This window comes from Actinotignum inguinis, from assembly GCF_051265835.1.
Lineage (GTDB): Bacteria > Actinomycetota > Actinomycetes > Actinomycetales > Actinomycetaceae > Actinotignum > Actinotignum timonense.
In genome coordinates this window covers 1-15,326 of the sequence record NZ_JBOZDP010000027.1, presented here as the reverse complement: position 1 = coordinate 15,326, position 15,326 = coordinate 1, and the positions used below count along the sequence as shown (strand labels likewise).

Sequence of the window (15,326 nt, the reverse complement as noted above, 5' to 3'; positions counted from 1 at the left end):
CACCGCCACCGCTGCCGCGCTTTTCAATATGGAATGCGTGGTGTTCATGGGGGAAGATACCCGCCGCCAGGCCCTCAACGTGTACCGCATGCGCCTGCTGGGCGCGCTTCGCACGCGAGAGCCGTTCTCCGTTCTTGACTAAGCCCTCTACTGCCCCACGCGAATAACCGCGAGGTTCTTCTTACCCTTGCGGAGCACCACAACACCGCCGGGCAAAACATCCTCGCTGCTGAGCACGTCCGCTTCTCCGACCTTGCGGTTATTGATATTCAGGCCACCGGATTTCGCGGTGCGCCGCGCCGCGCCCAGGCCGCGCTCCTGGCCCGTGGCCACGAAGAGTTCCGGAATGGGAGTTCCCAGGCTCGCGCTTGCCTGCGGCAGTTCAGCCACCGCATCACGCAAGGTATCCGCATCCAGAGCGGCCAAGCCGTCGCCACCGAAGAGGGCCCGCGAGGCATTGTCCACCCGTTCGGCCACGTCGGCGCCGTGTACCCAGGTCGTGACATCCTGCGCCAGCACGCGCTGCGCACGCCGTTCCTGGGGCCGTTCAGCAACCGCCACCGCCAATTCTTCGATTTCTTCCCGGCTGCGGAAAGTGAAGACCTTGAGCATATACACCACGTCTTCGTCAGCGGTATTGAGCCAGAACTGGAAGAACTTATAGGGGCTGAGCATCTCCGGGTTGAGCCATACGGCCCCGCCTTCGGATTTCCCGAACTTCGTGCCATCAGATTTAGTAATGAGCGGATTCGTGAGCACGTGCACCGACTCCCCCGTCACCTTGCGGATGAGGTCCATGCCGCCCACAAGATTGCCCCACTGGTCATTCCCGCCCACTTCCAGGGTGCAACCGTAGCGGGTGAACAGCTCCAGGTAATCATTGGCTTGGAGCACCTGGTAGGAAAATTCGGCGTAGGAAATGCCTTCATCGGATTCCAGGCGCCGCGCCACGATGTCCTTGGAAAGCATCGTCCCGAGCCGGAAATGTTTACCCAGGTCACGCAGGAAATCAATCGCAGAAAGCTGCCCGGTCCAATCCAGGTTATTGACGAGCCGCGCCGGATTATCACCTTCGAAATCCAGCAGGCCGCGCAGCTGCCCGGCCAGAGATTCCACCCATCCGGCCACGGTATCTCGCGAATTGAGCGTGCGTTCAGTCGAGGGGCGCGGGTCCCCAATGAGCCCGGTCGCCCCGCCCACCAGCACCAGCGGATGGTGCCCGGCCAGTTGGAGGTGCCGCATGAGCTTTACGGCGACAAGGTGGCCGTGGTGCAGCGAAGCCGCCGTCGGATCAAAACCGCAATAGAAGGTGACCGGACCGGAGTTCAGCGCGCTCCGCAGCGCGTCAATATCCGTATGCTGGGCAATCAGCCCGCGCCATTCCAGTTCCTCAAGAACGTCCTTCACGTCTCGTGTCCTTCCGTTATGCTTCGCGCGCCACGGGCCTTTCCGTAACGTCACGTCCGGACGTTATCACGCCCGGTTTCTTCTTGCCACTATTTTTTACGACGACGACGCATCGGTCGCGCTGCGGGCAAAGCCCTCCGCGCGCCCGATGGATTCCCGCACACTCGCCAGCTGCTCAGCAACCCGCTCCGGGGCGGTGCCGCCCGCCCCGCGCCGAGCCCCTACAGAGGCGGCCACCGTGAGCACATCCCGGACATCCGGGGTGAGCCGCGTGTCGATGGAGCGCAGCTCGTCGTCGTTCATATCCCATAATTCGATGCCGCGCTTTTCGCAGAAAGCGACCGCGCGGCCCGAAATCTCGTGGGCTTCGCGGAACGGAACCCCGCCACGCACCAGCCACTCCGCAATATCGGTGGCCAGGGAGAAACCTTGGGGTGCCAGTTCGCCCATGCGTTCGTAATTGAGCACCATGGTTTCCACCATGCCCGCGACCGCGGGGAGGAGGAGGTCGAGGGTATCGATGGCGTCGAAAACCGGCTCTTTATCCTCTTGGAGATCGCGGTTGTAGGCGAGCGGGAGTCCCTTGAAGGTGGCCAGCAGTCCGGCGAGGTCGCCGATGAGGCGCCCGCTTTTGCCGCGGGTCAATTCGGCCACGTCCGGGTTCTTTTTCTGGGGCATAATCGAGGAGCCGGTCGCGTAGGCATCATCAAGGGTGACGAAGCGGAATTCGCGGGTATTCCACAAAATAATTTCTTCGGAAAGGCGCGAAAGATCCACCCCGATCTGGGCGCAAATATAGCTGAATTCGGCTACCAGGTCCCGCGCGGCGGTGGCGTCGATGGAATTGTGTTCCGGGGCGCTAAAGCCCAGCTCTGCCGCGATGGCCTGCGCGTCCAGGCCCAGGGTGTTTCCCGCCAGAGCCCCGGCGCCGTAGGGCGAATAGGCTGCCCGCTTATCCCAGTCCTGCCAGCGCGCAATATCGCGCAGCAGGGGCCAGACGTGGGCGAGCAGGTGATGGGCGACCAGCACCGGCTGGGCGTGCTGGAGGTGGGTGCGCCCGGGCATCACCGCATCGCCGGCGCGTTCCGCCTGGGAGACGAGCGCCCGCACCACCGCCAACAGCTTGCTACTCAGGTACCGGGCCGCGTCGCGCAGGTACATGCGGATGAGGGTGGCGATTTGATCATTGCGCGAGCGCCCGGCCCGTAATTTGCCGCCCAGCTGCGGCCCGGCTTCGGCCAGCAGGGCGCGCTCCAGGGCGGTATGCACATCTTCGTCGTCGGGGGCCGGGGTGAGTTCCCCACTGGCCACCCGCTGCCCGAGGGTGTCCAGCGCCGCGAGCATCACGGTGAGTTCAGCCTCATCCAGGAGTCCCGCCCCGGCCAGCGCCCGCGCGTGGGCGCGGCTGCCAGCCAGATCATAGGGCGCCAGGCGCCAATCAATATGAGTCGAGCGTGAAAGTTCGGTCAGGGCATCGGCGCTGGCGCCGCTAAAGCGCCCACCCCACAGGGCGAGATGTTCAGTCATTGCACCATTCTAAGCGCCGCTACTTTCCCGCGGGAAGCTTCGCCACTCTCCTGCGCCGCGTTCTGTGGCGCACCCGCCCGGCGCCGGACTACTTTTCCGCGGGAAGTGCCACGTCAAAACCTTGCGCCCCGATGGCGGCCAGGAGTCGCCCGCGCCGCGCCACCGAACCGCTCAGGCGGGTGGGCACGTACTCGGTGGAGGGCCCGACCGGCTTTCCGTAGCGAATATCAACCCAGGGCGCGATGGCGGCGTCGTACTCACGCAGCGATTCCACCGCTGATTCCGGTTCCTGGTAATGGTCGGTGAATACGCGCAAGCCGGCATCCATGCGAGGTTTGAGCTCCGGAATCCGCTCCTGATTGGGGTAGCCCATAATGAGGCCGATAACCGGGAACGTGAGTTCGGGCAGCTCAAGCACCTGGCAGATACGTTCGGCGTCGTTCAAAATAGAACCGAGGTAGGTGGTACCCAAACCGTGGCTTTCCGCGGCCACCACGGTGTTCTGCGCCGCAATCATGCAATCCGCAACCGCGGCGTTAAAGGCGTCGTAACTACGGGCGCCCGCGCCTTCGCCGCCCCGCTCCTGGCAGACGCGCCAGGCGCGGCGGGTATCCGCCACAAAAATCCACAATTCGGGTGCCTGCGCCACGTAAGCCTGGGTGCACACCTCCGCAATGGCCTGGCGACGGGCCGGATCCTGCACCCGAATAATGGTGGCGTATTGCATGCCCTGCGAGGTGGCGGCGTGCAGGGCCGCGTTAATCAGGGTGGCGGTGAGTTCCTCGCCGAGGGGCCGGCCGTCGAAATCGCGGATGGTGCGGTGGTTAAGTTGGGTGCGGAGGGTCGCTGCCGCAGCCTCGCGAGCAGCATCGCCGGCGGTGCCGCCCGCGGGAAGCGTTTCTTCTGAAGTTTTTTGTGAAGTATCCATATGGGTATTGTCCCACGCTTGGGCCGCGGCGCAAGATTCGTCACAGCTGAGGTTCGCGGGGAATGCTGCTATGCTGGCACCCGTACCGGGACTGCTGTCTCTGCTTGCTCGCCTCCGTGCGGGCTCTTTTTGTGCATGCGCCCGGGGTGCCCGGCCTGCCGGTCCCCCGCCGCTCACCTTTGTACACCACAGCATCGCAGAGTTACCGGAGCTAGTGTGCGCTCGTCTCACGGCTAGAACTATGCCGGAAACGTGCGCGTTGTTGTGAAGGATGGAATGGAAAATACGCGTTATTTCACGATTCCGGGTTCGGACCGAACGTATGACCGCAATAAGCTCCTCGTGGTGCTCATCGTTGCGCTGGTCATGTCGCTTATCCAGGTCAGCTCGGTCAATAATCTGCTTCCCATTATCGAAACGGGGCTGAATGCCGGCCGCGGCGATATTCAATGGGTGCTCTCCGGCTATTCCCTGGCCTTCGGGCTGCTCCTGGTGCCCGCCGGCCGCATGGGCGATATTTTCGGGCGTTCTTCGCTGTGGATGATAGGGATGGCGGTGTTCACGCTCGGCTCCCTGCTGTGCGGGGTTGCCAGCGACGCCCTCATCCTCAATATCGCGCGAGCCCTCCAGGGCATCGGTTCGGGGATTTTCTCTCCCCAGGTCACCGGCATGATCATGCAGTATTTCGACGGGCACGCCCGCGCGAAAGCTTTTGCCTATATGGGTCTGGCCATTTCCGCTTCGGTGGCCGTGGGGCCGCTGCTCTCGGGTAGCCTGGTGCAGCTCTTCGGCCCCGTGGGCTGGCGGTGGTCCTTTATTCTCAACGTTCCGCTTGGCTTGCTTGGTTTGGGGCTGGGTATTTTCTTGCTGCCGTTCCTGAAGGAACGGCGCGCTATTGGCGACGATGCCGCTAAGATCGACGCCGCCTACCGGGCGGAAATGGAACGCCGGGGCCAACCGGTTGGCCGCCGGCGCGGGCATCGCCTCGACCTTGACCCGATGGGAATGACCCTGCTGACCCTCGCGGTGCTCTGCCTCATGCTGCCCTTTATGTCTCATTTCGCCTGGCGCTGGGCGCTGCTGGGCGCCGGGGCTCTCCTTGGCTTGGCCTGGGTGCTCTGGGAGCATTCTTATGACAAGCGTGGGCGTATCCCCATGGTGAATTTGCGCCTTTTCCGCATTGAATCCTTCAGCTTCTGCACCTCAATTACCGCGATCCAATTCCTGGGAACCACCTCTGTTTTCGTGGTGCTGGCGATGTATCTCCAGCAGGGTATGGGATTCAATGCCTTGCAGGCCGGGTTGCTCGGCTTGCCCAATGCGATTGCTTCGGCCTATGCCTCAGTGTGGGCGGGGCGCTACGCGGTGGCCTGGGGGCGGCATGTCCAGGCCGGTGCTTTCGCACTCGCGCTGATCTCGCTCGCTTCCAGCATTCCGCTGGCCGCCGGGGTTGCCTACGCGGGCTGGAGTCCGTGGTGGATTTCCCTGCCTATCTGCGTTTTCGGTTTCGGGATTGGCGTGATCGGTTCGGTTAACCAGACCCAGGCGATGATCGACGTTCCGCGCGCCCACGGCGGTACCGCGGGCGGGGTGCAGCAGACCAGCCAGCGTATTACCACCGCTATTGGCAATGCCATGGTGACCGCAATCCTCTTCGCTTTCGTCAATGAGGGCACCCCGCGCGGGGATGGGGCATGGTTCACCGGTTACGCGGCTTCCATGGGAACGATCTGCGTTATCGTGGCGCTCGCCCTGACCGTCTCGATTATTTTCATGCGGCGGCCCGCCTCACCGGCGATGCTGCGCGCCCGCGAAGGGAAGTAAGCGGCGGAAGTAAGCCGGACCCGCCGGCGCAGGCGCTTGTGGCGCTCTATTCGTAGCGCCTGTAGGGCTCCTTTCTCAGCGGGATAGCTCCGCACATCATAAACGGGGCCGAGGTCGTGCATAACGACCCCGGCCCCGTTTTCTATATCGCGTATGCGCCTGATCTACGACCCTAGTTCGACTGCACGGCCGAAACTAGTTCAGCCGCGCGAGCACATTAGTTCAGCCGCTTAGTTCAGCCGCGCCGGCGGGATCGCCACCCCGCGCCCGAAGCTTACGTCGCGGGCGGCGGCGAGCTTGGCCGGCAGCCCGGTCAGTTCGATGAAGCCCTTGGCGTGGGACTGGTCGAAGGAGTCACCGGCATCGTAGGTAGCCAGGTTGAAATCGTAGAGGGAGGCATCCGAACGCCGCCCGGTCACGGTGGCACGCCCGCCATGCATAACCATACGAATATCTCCGGAGACATAGCGCTGGGTATCTTCGATGTAGGCATCGAGGGAGCGCTTGAGCGGGGAGAACCACTGGCCTTCGTATACGATATCCGCCCAGCGATCCGTAACGGTGCGCTTGAAGCGCGCCTGCTCGCGATCCATGGTCACATTTTCCAGCTCTTTATGGGCGGTGAGCAGCGCCATGGCGCCCGGTGCCTCGTAAATCTCACGGGACTTGATACCCACGTAGCGGTCTTCAACCACGTCAGTCCGGCCAATCCCCTGCTTTCCAGCTCGCTTATTGAGCTGTTCAATAGCTTGCAGCGGAGTCACGGCTTCGCCGTCAATCTTGACCGGAATACCACCCTCAAAAGTGATGATCACTTCATCAGGCAGCGGCGGGTAGGTCGGATCATCCGTGTAGGTATACACATCCTTGGTGGGTGCATTCCACAGGTCTTCAAGGTACCCGGTTTCAATGGCCCGGCCCCACACATTCTGATCAATGGAGAAGGGATTATGGTGGGTGGTTTCGATGGGCAAATTGTGCTTATTGGCGTAATCAATAGCGAATTCGCGGGTGAGCGCGAGATCGCGCACCGGGGATAGGCAGGCCAGATCCGGTCCCAATTGGGTAATGCCGTTTTCGAAACGGACCTGGTCATTGCCTTTCCCGGTGCATCCGTGCGCCACCGTGGTGGCCCCGAATTGCCGGGCCGCTGCCACCAGGTGCTTCACGATAACCGGGCGGGAAATAGCGGAAATAAGCGGGTAAGCGTCCATGTAGAGCGCCCCGGCCTTGAGGGCCGGCATGCAGTACTCGCTGGCGAATTCATCGCGGGCATCGGCGATATAGGCTTCCACGGCCCCGCAATCAAGGGCGCGCTGGCGAATGGTCTCCAGATCCTCGCCGCCCTGGCCCACATCCACGGCGACCGTGATGACTTCGGCTCCGGTTCGCTCCCCGATCCAGCCGATCGCCACCGAGGTATCCAGTCCGCCCGAATAGGCGAGAACTACCCGCTCCTTCGCCATTATTACTCCTTTTTCTCCCCCATCGCGAGGAGGTGTTGCCTGATCTCTACCGCGCGTTCTTCGCTGCGGGCAATAACCAGCACGGTGTCATCTCCGGCAACGCAACCGAGCACACCATCCAGGCGCGCCCGGTCAATCCCGGCGGCGAGTAGCTGCGCGGCCCCGGGCGGGGTGCGCAGCACGATCTGGTTGAGAGCGCATTCGGCGCTGAGCAGTATTTCACGAGCCCACCGCGCCAGGCGCTCCCCCGTATCCATCGTCTGGTCAGCGATGCGATATGCCATCGATCCGTCCACCCGGATCTTAACGGCCCCTAAATCGTCTAAATCACGGGAGAGCGTAGCCTGGGTGACATCCACCCCGGCACGTATGAGATACTCCCGCAGTTCATTTTGGGAACCGATGAGATGAGCATCCAGAATCGAGGCGATAAGCCCTTGGCGGGCAGTGCGACTCGAAGGAATTCCGGCGGTCACAATGATCCTTTCGCATCACCGGGGCACGCGAACCGACGACCCGCGTCCCCCTTGCATTATAATCATACACGTGCATGCAAGTTCTTGCATTACACGCGGCGGGTGCCGGCCCGAGTCAGGCAGACACCCGCATTAATGATGCCACGGCGCGCGCAAAGTCTCGGTAGCGTTCCATTTCCGCGCGGAACGGCGCCAGTACGTTTTCGCGGACTTCCGTTTCAATAGCGGCACGCGCCCGGGTGGTCACCTGCCGTTCCAGGTGCTGCGCTCCCCGCGTGCGTGCGGCCCGCGCGATCATACTTACGACGACGCCGCATCCTGCGCCGGCCACCAAGCAGATAAGGCTTGCTCGGCGCAGCCCCAGCGGGAGGGTTACGCCCCCGGCCCCGGTAATGATTCCAACGCCGAGCCCCAGGGCGCCCAGCATCAGAGCGGCGAAAGCGAGCCATTGGAGGGCCGCGACAAATCCCCACCAGCGCGGTCGGCGCCACGTCTGGCTTTCCCGCGCGATAATCCGGGCGACGCTATCGGCAAGCCGCGCGGCCTGCCGGGAATTTTCATCGCGCACCGCCCCGCGCCAGGAACGCGGGAGGAAACGGGTGGCCTGGACCGTGAATTCCGCCAGCGCCACCCGAGTTTTTTCCACCGCTCCGGAGCTGGCCACCGCATCCGAGCTGTCTGCCACGTATGACCGGGCATCCGAATGAGACGTGATTCTCGCTATGGAACTCAGCTCAGCATCCGCGCCGCGTCCGTTCCCGCCAGCGTTCCTGCTGCCGGGGCGGGCTCGCCTGCCCCATCCGCGCAGCAGCGGCCAGGCGGTAGCGCGGCGCGCTGCCCTGCGGTAGTGGCCTGCCGCTTCGCGTGCTGCGGAACTGAGCCCGCCGGCCCGAGCCAAGCCGGTCACGAGTTCATCCACCCCGGCAATATCGGTGAGATCACGCGGATAACCACCCTGGTCAATGAGGTTCTCCGTGAGCGCGACTCCTGCCGTCCGCACATCCGCGGCGAGCTTTTCCGCCGCGGCGCTCTTCCCCGCCGCGATTTCTACGAGCGCCCCGCGGATCTCATTAATGCCACGCCCGGTGAGCGCGGAGGCCGCCACAATATCCGCGTTTACCCCTTCCGCGGCGAGGATACGCCCCAGATCGGCCACAATGGCGTGTTCATCGGCCGTGCCCAGGCGATCCACCTGGTTGATAACGGTGAGCAGGGAGGAATGATATTCCCCCATCGCGGCCAGGAAATCTTCGTGCACCACGGCGTCGGCGTATTTTTGCGGGTCGAGCACCCAGATCACCACATCGGCCCGGGCGATAATACGCTCGGCTTGAGCTCGGTGGGTTTCCGCCGTGGAGTCAATATCGGGCAGGTCCACGAGCACTAGGTTCGCGGTGGTATCGGGAGCTAGCTGGAGCAGAACTTTGCGTTCGCGCACCCCGAGCCAATCGAGCACATCGGAGGCGTGGCGCCCCGAGACCCCCAGGGGTGCGCGGGTGGCCGGCCGGGTGGCGGCCACCCCGGCCACGTCCTGCCCCACGATGGCGTTGAGCAGGGAGGATTTCCCCGAGCCGGTGGCGCCGGCCAGGGCCACCACGGTGCGTTCGGTTCCTAGCAGCCCGCGCTGGCGGGCGCGGTCGAGCACATCGCGTACCTGGGTGCGCACCGATTCGTCGAGGTACGCACCGCCCAGGTCCAGGGCCTGCTCCAGGTTTTTTAATCCAGTGGGGAGATCCATCCTCGCCTCCCTTCCGCGCTGCGCATCGCCTCATCTAGCTCGTTTAGAGCTTCCGTGCTGATTCCCAAGCGTGCGATTTCCTCTCGGTAGGGTGCGGCGGTGGCCGCGAAGAACTCGTCGGCGCGCCCGAGGAGATCCTCGGTGGCGGTGGTGGCCATGCGGCGAACGGCGTCGTCGCCGAAAATAGCTTCCAAAACGCGTTGCGCTACCACGGCCGTTCCCCCGGCGATCGCGACTTCCCCGCCGGTGAGGCCGGCGGTGTGGGCGAAGACGACGAGCATAAGCGCCACGCCCACCGCGTTGATGCCGAGGGAGACGATGCGTGCGGTGAGCTGTTTGCCGCGTCCGCGCTCGGCGAGCATATCCAGGAGGGAACGGCGCCAATCGCGCACCAGACCCCCGGCAGCGTCCCGGCGCGTCGCGGCATGAGGACGGGCCGCGGTATCCGTACTCCGGGCCGCGGTATCCGTATTCCGAGCCGCGGTATCACGCCCGGCATCTGCCGCCGACGCATTATTCCCGATGGCGGTATCCGCGCCGCGGGCTTCGACCGCGAGGACGATTCCGGCTCCGGCCGCGCTGCGCTCCAATTCGGTGGCAAGGCGGGTGGTGAGGCTGGCATCCGCGGTGAGGAGCATCTCGGTGAGGGAATCTTCGATGGCCTCCCCCACGGCCTCCTCGCCCGCGTTCTGGCCAGCGGGGCGCCGCAGACTCAGCCGATCGCGCCAGCGCGTCACACCCGATTGCAATGCGCGAGCCCACTGCCCGCTGCCGAGCATCTCATGCCAGCGGCGTAGCACCTCGCCGCGCAGCACGGTGCCATCCGCGATAGCTGAGTCGATACTGGCGCTGGCTTCTTGCAGCGCAGTAGTAACATCCGCGTCTAAACGCTTGGCTTCCTCGACCTGTTCGCGGTAGGAGGCGCGCGCCTGCGCGCAGGTATCGGCCAGGCTGCCGAGCGCCCCGGAAAGGGTTTGGCGCGCCACCGAGGCGCGCGAGCGTTCATCGCGGGCGAGCCCGCCGAGCCATTCGCGCAGCGGAGCCACATCGGCTTCCGGAATGCCCAGCGCCCCCGGGTATTCGGTGATCACAAAAAGCGGGGCACTGCCCAGGCCGCGTTCCTCGAGCCGGCGGATCAGGTCGGGGCGAATCGCGGCGGCATCCCCCACCGGCACCCGATTGAGCACCACGGCGATAACGATATTGCGCGCGGCTGCCTCATCCAGGAGGGCCCAGGGAATCGCATCCGAGTAGCGCGCGGCGGTGGTAACAAAAATCCACAGATCAGCGGCCTGAAGCAGCTGCCCGGCCAGCCTGCGGTTATCCCCCTCGACCGAGTCAATATCGGGAGAGTCCACCAGCGCCAAACCGCGCGGGACCCGAGGCGATTCCACCAGGCGAATGTCGCCGCTCGCCTGCGCTGCCTGAGCGCCGCTAGCCGCAGCTGCGCCGTCGCCGCTCAAACGCGCGAGCCCGGGGAAAATACGGTTGTCGGAAAACCACGCCTCCTCCCCGGGAGCGTGGGCGAGCACCGGGATCCGGGTGGTGGGCCGCAGCGCCGAGGACGGCGTGACCGGGGCACCCACCAGGGCGTTCACCAGGGCGGATTTACCGGAACCGGTCGATCCGCCCACCACCGCCACCAGCGGCGCATCCAGGCAGCGCAGGCGCGGGAGCACGTAGTCGTCGAGTTGGTGGAGTGCGTCCGTGCGGGCATCGCGCCCGTCGGCCGCGCCCGGGGTGGGCAACGGGAAGCTCAGGTTTTCCAGCGCCTGGCGGACCCGCTCGAGGGAAGGCAGGCGACTCACGGCATAATCACCCGCGGGAAGCGATCTTCTTCCGGCGGAGTCCAGGTATCCGGGTCAGCGGGGACCTGGGTGCCCGAGCGCACGTCGCGGACCTGTTCACCTTCCGACGTCGTAAACCACACAAAAGGAATGCCGCGCTTATCGGCTGCCTTAATCTGCTTCCCGAATTTCGTGGCGTTATGCGAAACGTCCGCGGGAATACCGCGGGCACGCAGACGCGCCGCGATGGTGGAAGCGTGGTGCCGTTCGGATTCATCATTGACCGCCACGTACACGGCCGTGGGAACCTTGCGGCTCGCGCGCAGCAGATCCTGGTGCAGGAAGCGCGCGAGCAGGCGCGAAACCCCGATGGACAGGCCCACGCCCGGGTAGCTGCGGTTCCCGGCCGTCGCCAGGTTATCGTAGCGCCCGCCCGAACACACCGAGCCGAGATCTTCGTGCCCTTCCACCGTCGATTCGAAAACAGAACCGGTGTAGTAGTCCAGGCCGCGCGCGATGGACAGATCCGCGCTCACCGACCCGGGGATAAGAGAATTCGCTTCGGTCACGAGCGTTGCGAGTTCTTCCAGACCTTCTTCCAAAAGCGACGACGACGCACCGAGCGCGCGGACTTTGTCAACGAACGAGGCATCTTCGGTGGTGATACCCGCCAAGCTCAAAGCGAGTTTCGCCTGCTCTGCGCTGGCGCCCACGTGTTCGGAGAGCAGCTCGGTCACCACCTGCGGGCCGACCTTGTCAAGCTTATCGAGGATGCGCAGGGTTTCCTCGGTGTTCTCAAGGCCGATGGCTTCGTAGAAGCCCTGGGCGAGTTTGCGATTCGAGGCACGCACCCGCACCCGCGGGATGGGGAGCTTGCTCAGCGCATCCACCATGACGAGGGGCAGCTCAATATCGTGGTGGAAGGCGAGGGTATCCTGGCCAACCACGTCAACATCAGCCTGGTAAAACTCCCGGAAACGCCCGTCCTGGGGGCGTTCGCCGCGCCAGACCTTTTGGATCTGGTAGCGCTTGAAGGGGAAATCGAGTTTCCCGGCGTTCTCCAGCACGTAGCGGGCCAGCGGCACGGTGAGATCGAAGTGGAGGCCAAGGCCGGAATCCTGGCCCTCCTCCCCCTGGAGGCGGCGCAGCACATACACTTCTTTGGAAGTTTCGCCCTTGCGCAGGAGCTGATCCATAGGTTCGACGGCGCGAGTTTCCACCCCCGAAAAACCGTGCAGTTCAAAGGTGGAGCGCAGGGTGTCAAGAACTTTCTGCTCGACAATGCGGGCTTGCGGGAGCCATTCGGGGAAACCGGAGATCGGCGCAATTTTCATAGGTACTATTCTTTCACTTCATCGCGATATAGGCGCGCAGGTACGGCGAGGCTTTGAGTTCGCGCGCGAGGGTGGAGGGTTTGCCGTGGCCGGGGAAGAAAATCGTGGAGCCGTCCACCTCGGCAACGATGGTGCGCAAGGAGGCGCGCATCTGCGCATCGTTCCCACCCGCGAGGTCAGTGCGGCCCACTCCGTCGCGGAAAAGTACATCTCCGGTGATCATGAAATTCTCCCCGAAGCCCCAGTCGGGAAGCTGCGGAGTTTCCGGATCCGCTTCGAAACGCCCCGAGAAGAGGAAAACGGTTGAGCCTTCGGTATGCCCGGGGGTGGCGATGGCGCGCAGGTGCACGCCGGGAACCAGCTCCGTTCCTTCCCCGTAGATCTCCTCGGGAAGGGGCACGATCTTCTCCGGTTTCACCCAGGCGCGCCCCCCGGTAGCCGCCAGGACGAGCGGCGCGTAAAAAGCGTTGGCGATGGGATTATCCAGCCGGTAGGCATCACCTTCAGCGATGTAGCACGGTACGCTCGAGCCGGCCACTACCCCGGCATCCCATACGTGGTCCCCGTGCCCGTGAGTTGCCAGCACCGCGCCCAGGCGCAGGTTACGGGCGGCCAGGGTGCGCTCCACCCACGGCGCGCTTCCCGCTCCCGCATCAATAACCAGGGCGACCCGGTGAGTAGGGTCGGCCATAATATAGCAATTCGCCTCCAGGGCAGTATCGGAATACCGCAAGAAAATCATGCATTAACCGTATCCTTTCTCCCGATTTTTTCCTACTGACACCCGGAATCCCTTTTACCGTGGCACAATTGTGGTATACCGTAAGAATTAAAATTGTCCCGCGGCGTGTACCGCACGCCTCTTTCTCCACAAGGAGTAACAATGTCCACAGCTCATCCCGCTCAGCCCGCTCCCGCGCCGCTGGATCCGGCCGCCGTCGCCAAAGCCCGTCCGTTCGGGCGTGTGGACGACGAAGGGAAGGTGTGGCTCAAGGATGGGGATACCGAACGGGTCGTTGGCCATTACGCGGCTTCCGGCACCGAAGATGATGCCCTGGAATTCTATATCCGCCGCTATATTGACCTGGATACCCAGGTGAGCCTGGCAGAAACGCGCGCTCACCACGTATCTCCTGAAGAAAGCCGCAAGTCGATCGCATCCTTGCGTAAGGAATTGGCTGAACCAGCCGCCGTGGGTGATATCGCGGCGCTGCGCACCCGCCTTGATAAGCTCGAAGAAGTTGTGGCGGTGCGGGCCAAGGAATACGCGGCCCAGCGCGCCGCCGCCAAGGAAGCTGCCCTCCAGGAGCGCACCCAGATTGTGGAACGCGCTGAGGAACTCGCCAATGCGAATCCGCATACGATCCACTGGCAGAATACCCGCGCTGAACTCAATGATCTTTTTGAGAACTGGAAGCGCGCCCAGCGCCAGGGTGCCCGTATTGATCGCCCCACCGAAGAAGCATTGTGGCGGCGTTTCGCTACCGCCCGCTCCACCTTTGATCGGGCTCGGCGCAACCACTACAAGGAATTGGATGTGCGCCGCAGCCAGGTGAAGGCCACCAAGGAAAAGCTCATCGCCGAAGCCGCCGCGCTGTCCTCCTCCACCGATTGGCGGGAAACCGGGGATCGCTACCGCGAACTCATGGATGAGTGGAAGCGGGCCGGGCGGGCCGGGCGCCGCGATGACGATAAGCTCTGGGAGCGTTTCATGGCTGCCCGCCAGCCCTTCTACGATGCTCGGGACGCGCATTTCAGCCAGGTGGATAGCCAGTACGCGGAAAACCTGGCCGCCAAGCTCGAATTGGTGGCGGAAGCCGAAGCTCTTCTTCCCATTACCAATGTGGATGAAGCCCGCGAAAAGCTCCGTGAGATCGGGGAACGCTGGGATGAGATCGGCTTCGTGGCCCGCGGTGATATTGCCCGGACCGAAGGCCGCATGCGGGAAATTGAAGAGAAGGTTCGCGCGGCGGAAAACGACCGCTGGAACCGCACCGATCCGGAAAAGCAGCAGCGTTCTTCTGGGATGGCCGCCCAGCTCGAAGCACTTATTGCCGAACTCGATGAGGAAATCGCCCAGGCCCAGCAAGCCGGTGATGAAAAGAAGCTCACCGAGCTGAACGAAGCACGGGCCGCTCGGGTGGCCTGGCTCGAGCAGGTCAATAAGGATCTGTAATTTTTCCTACCTGTGGATAAACGCAAGCCGCTCTCCCCGCCTGGGGATAGCGGCTTGCGCTATTTTCTTAGCCATCGCACACTCTCGGTATGTATGTGGATGCGGTGCAGCGCCTGGATATCAATGCTGGTTTGCTGGTGGAATATGCGCCCGGGCTGGTGTGCGCGGCTGATTGCGCCGCCTATCGGGCACTGCGGGCTTCTCTTCTTGCCCCGCTGGTGGGGAGCGGCGCGATTGCCATCACCCTGAGCGCATTATGGGTTCATACCGGGTATTGGCCGGCGGACCGGCTGGTGCGGCTCTGTAGCGTGCGGGTGAAGTCTCGGGCTCGCCGCAAGCCGCCACCCGAGGAACGCCAATCGATAGCCGGCTTGTGCTTGACTACCCTGCCGCGCACAATCGCGGATATTTTCCACCAGGAAGAACTTCACCTCGCGATTACCTGCGCGCTGGACGTGGCGCGGCGTCGCCTTCTCAAAGCTGATGAGTGGGACGCGGTGGCACGGAGCCTCGCCGGGAGGCAACATGCCCCCGCCCGCAGTGCCCTGCGCGCCATTGCCCTGCGCTAGGTGCGCGGGTGACCACTACCTGACTTGGCTCATTTTGTCGTGATAGGTTTCATATTGACGTTGTGGCCTGGGGTTTTGTCTCGTTCGTGGGTGA

The 15,326-nt window shown here is 63.7% G+C and carries 12 protein-coding genes; 3 read left to right on the top strand and 9 right to left on the bottom strand.

Annotated elements, in window-relative coordinates; genetic code table 11:
• Nucleotides 1-147 precede the first annotated feature (147 nt).
• The 3 genes from tyrS to ACRQFC_RS08720 form a co-directional block, all read right to left on the bottom strand.
• Nucleotides 148-1,407, bottom strand: coding sequence for a tyrosine--tRNA ligase (gene tyrS, locus ACRQFC_RS08730; protein WP_284901561.1), 1,260 nt, complete (start codon nucleotides 1,405-1,407; stop codon nucleotides 148-150).
• A gap of 96 nt (nucleotides 1,408-1,503) precedes the next feature.
• Nucleotides 1,504-2,934 (bottom strand): argininosuccinate lyase, encoded by a 1,431-nt coding sequence (gene argH, locus ACRQFC_RS08725; RefSeq protein WP_284901559.1) that lies wholly within the window; start codon nucleotides 2,932-2,934, stop codon nucleotides 1,504-1,506.
• Nucleotides 2,935-3,022: 88 nt separating this feature from the next.
• The gene (locus tag ACRQFC_RS08720) at nucleotides 3,023-3,862 is read right to left on the bottom strand and encodes a nitroreductase family protein (protein WP_435734672.1); all 840 of its coding nucleotides are present in this window, start codon (nucleotides 3,860-3,862) and stop codon (nucleotides 3,023-3,025) included.
• A gap of 276 nt (nucleotides 3,863-4,138) precedes the next feature.
• On the opposite strand from ACRQFC_RS08720, the gene ACRQFC_RS08715 reads away from it, so the two are divergent.
• Nucleotides 4,139-5,686: an MFS transporter gene (locus ACRQFC_RS08715; protein WP_284901510.1), complete on the top strand. Its 1,548-nt coding sequence runs from the start codon at nucleotides 4,139-4,141 to the stop codon at nucleotides 5,684-5,686.
• Nucleotides 5,687-5,916: 230 nt separating this feature from the next.
• On the opposite strand, the gene ACRQFC_RS08710 is transcribed toward ACRQFC_RS08715, so the two are convergent.
• The 6 genes from ACRQFC_RS08710 to ACRQFC_RS08685 form a co-directional block, all read right to left on the bottom strand.
• Complete coding sequence (locus tag ACRQFC_RS08710; protein WP_284901508.1) at nucleotides 5,917-7,152, bottom strand: argininosuccinate synthase; 1,236 nt, start codon at nucleotides 7,150-7,152, stop codon at nucleotides 5,917-5,919.
• Nucleotides 7,153-7,154: 2 nt separating this feature from the next.
• Complete coding sequence (locus tag ACRQFC_RS08705; protein ID WP_087070718.1) at nucleotides 7,155-7,628, bottom strand: arginine repressor; 474 nt, start codon at nucleotides 7,626-7,628, stop codon at nucleotides 7,155-7,157.
• A gap of 115 nt (nucleotides 7,629-7,743) precedes the next feature.
• Nucleotides 7,744-9,366: a dynamin family protein gene (locus tag ACRQFC_RS08700; protein WP_410374504.1), complete on the bottom strand. Its 1,623-nt coding sequence runs from the start codon at nucleotides 9,364-9,366 to the stop codon at nucleotides 7,744-7,746.
• Complete coding sequence (locus tag ACRQFC_RS08695; protein WP_410374503.1) at nucleotides 9,345-11,174, bottom strand: dynamin family protein; 1,830 nt, start codon at nucleotides 11,172-11,174, stop codon at nucleotides 9,345-9,347. Before ACRQFC_RS08695 ends, ACRQFC_RS08700 begins: the two co-directional genes overlap by 22 nt.
• Entirely contained in the window at nucleotides 11,171-12,487 is a 1,317-nt protein-coding gene (hisS, locus tag ACRQFC_RS08690; protein ID WP_284901392.1) for a histidine--tRNA ligase, read from the bottom strand. The genes ACRQFC_RS08695 and hisS overlap by 4 nt, the downstream gene beginning before the upstream one ends.
• Before the next feature lie 13 nt (nucleotides 12,488-12,500).
• Nucleotides 12,501-13,229: an MBL fold metallo-hydrolase gene (locus tag ACRQFC_RS08685; RefSeq protein WP_284901394.1), complete on the bottom strand. Its 729-nt coding sequence runs from the start codon at nucleotides 13,227-13,229 to the stop codon at nucleotides 12,501-12,503.
• A gap of 141 nt (nucleotides 13,230-13,370) precedes the next feature.
• On the opposite strand from ACRQFC_RS08685, the gene ACRQFC_RS08680 reads away from it, so the two are divergent.
• Nucleotides 13,371-14,663, top strand: coding sequence for a DUF349 domain-containing protein (locus tag ACRQFC_RS08680; protein ID WP_284901396.1), 1,293 nt, complete (start codon nucleotides 13,371-13,373; stop codon nucleotides 14,661-14,663).
• Nucleotides 14,664-14,752: 89 nt separating this feature from the next.
• On the top strand, nucleotides 14,753-15,232 hold the full coding sequence (locus tag ACRQFC_RS08675) for a hypothetical protein (RefSeq protein ID WP_284901398.1): 480 nt from the start codon (nucleotides 14,753-14,755) through the stop codon (nucleotides 15,230-15,232).
• Nucleotides 15,233-15,326 lie beyond the last annotated feature (94 nt).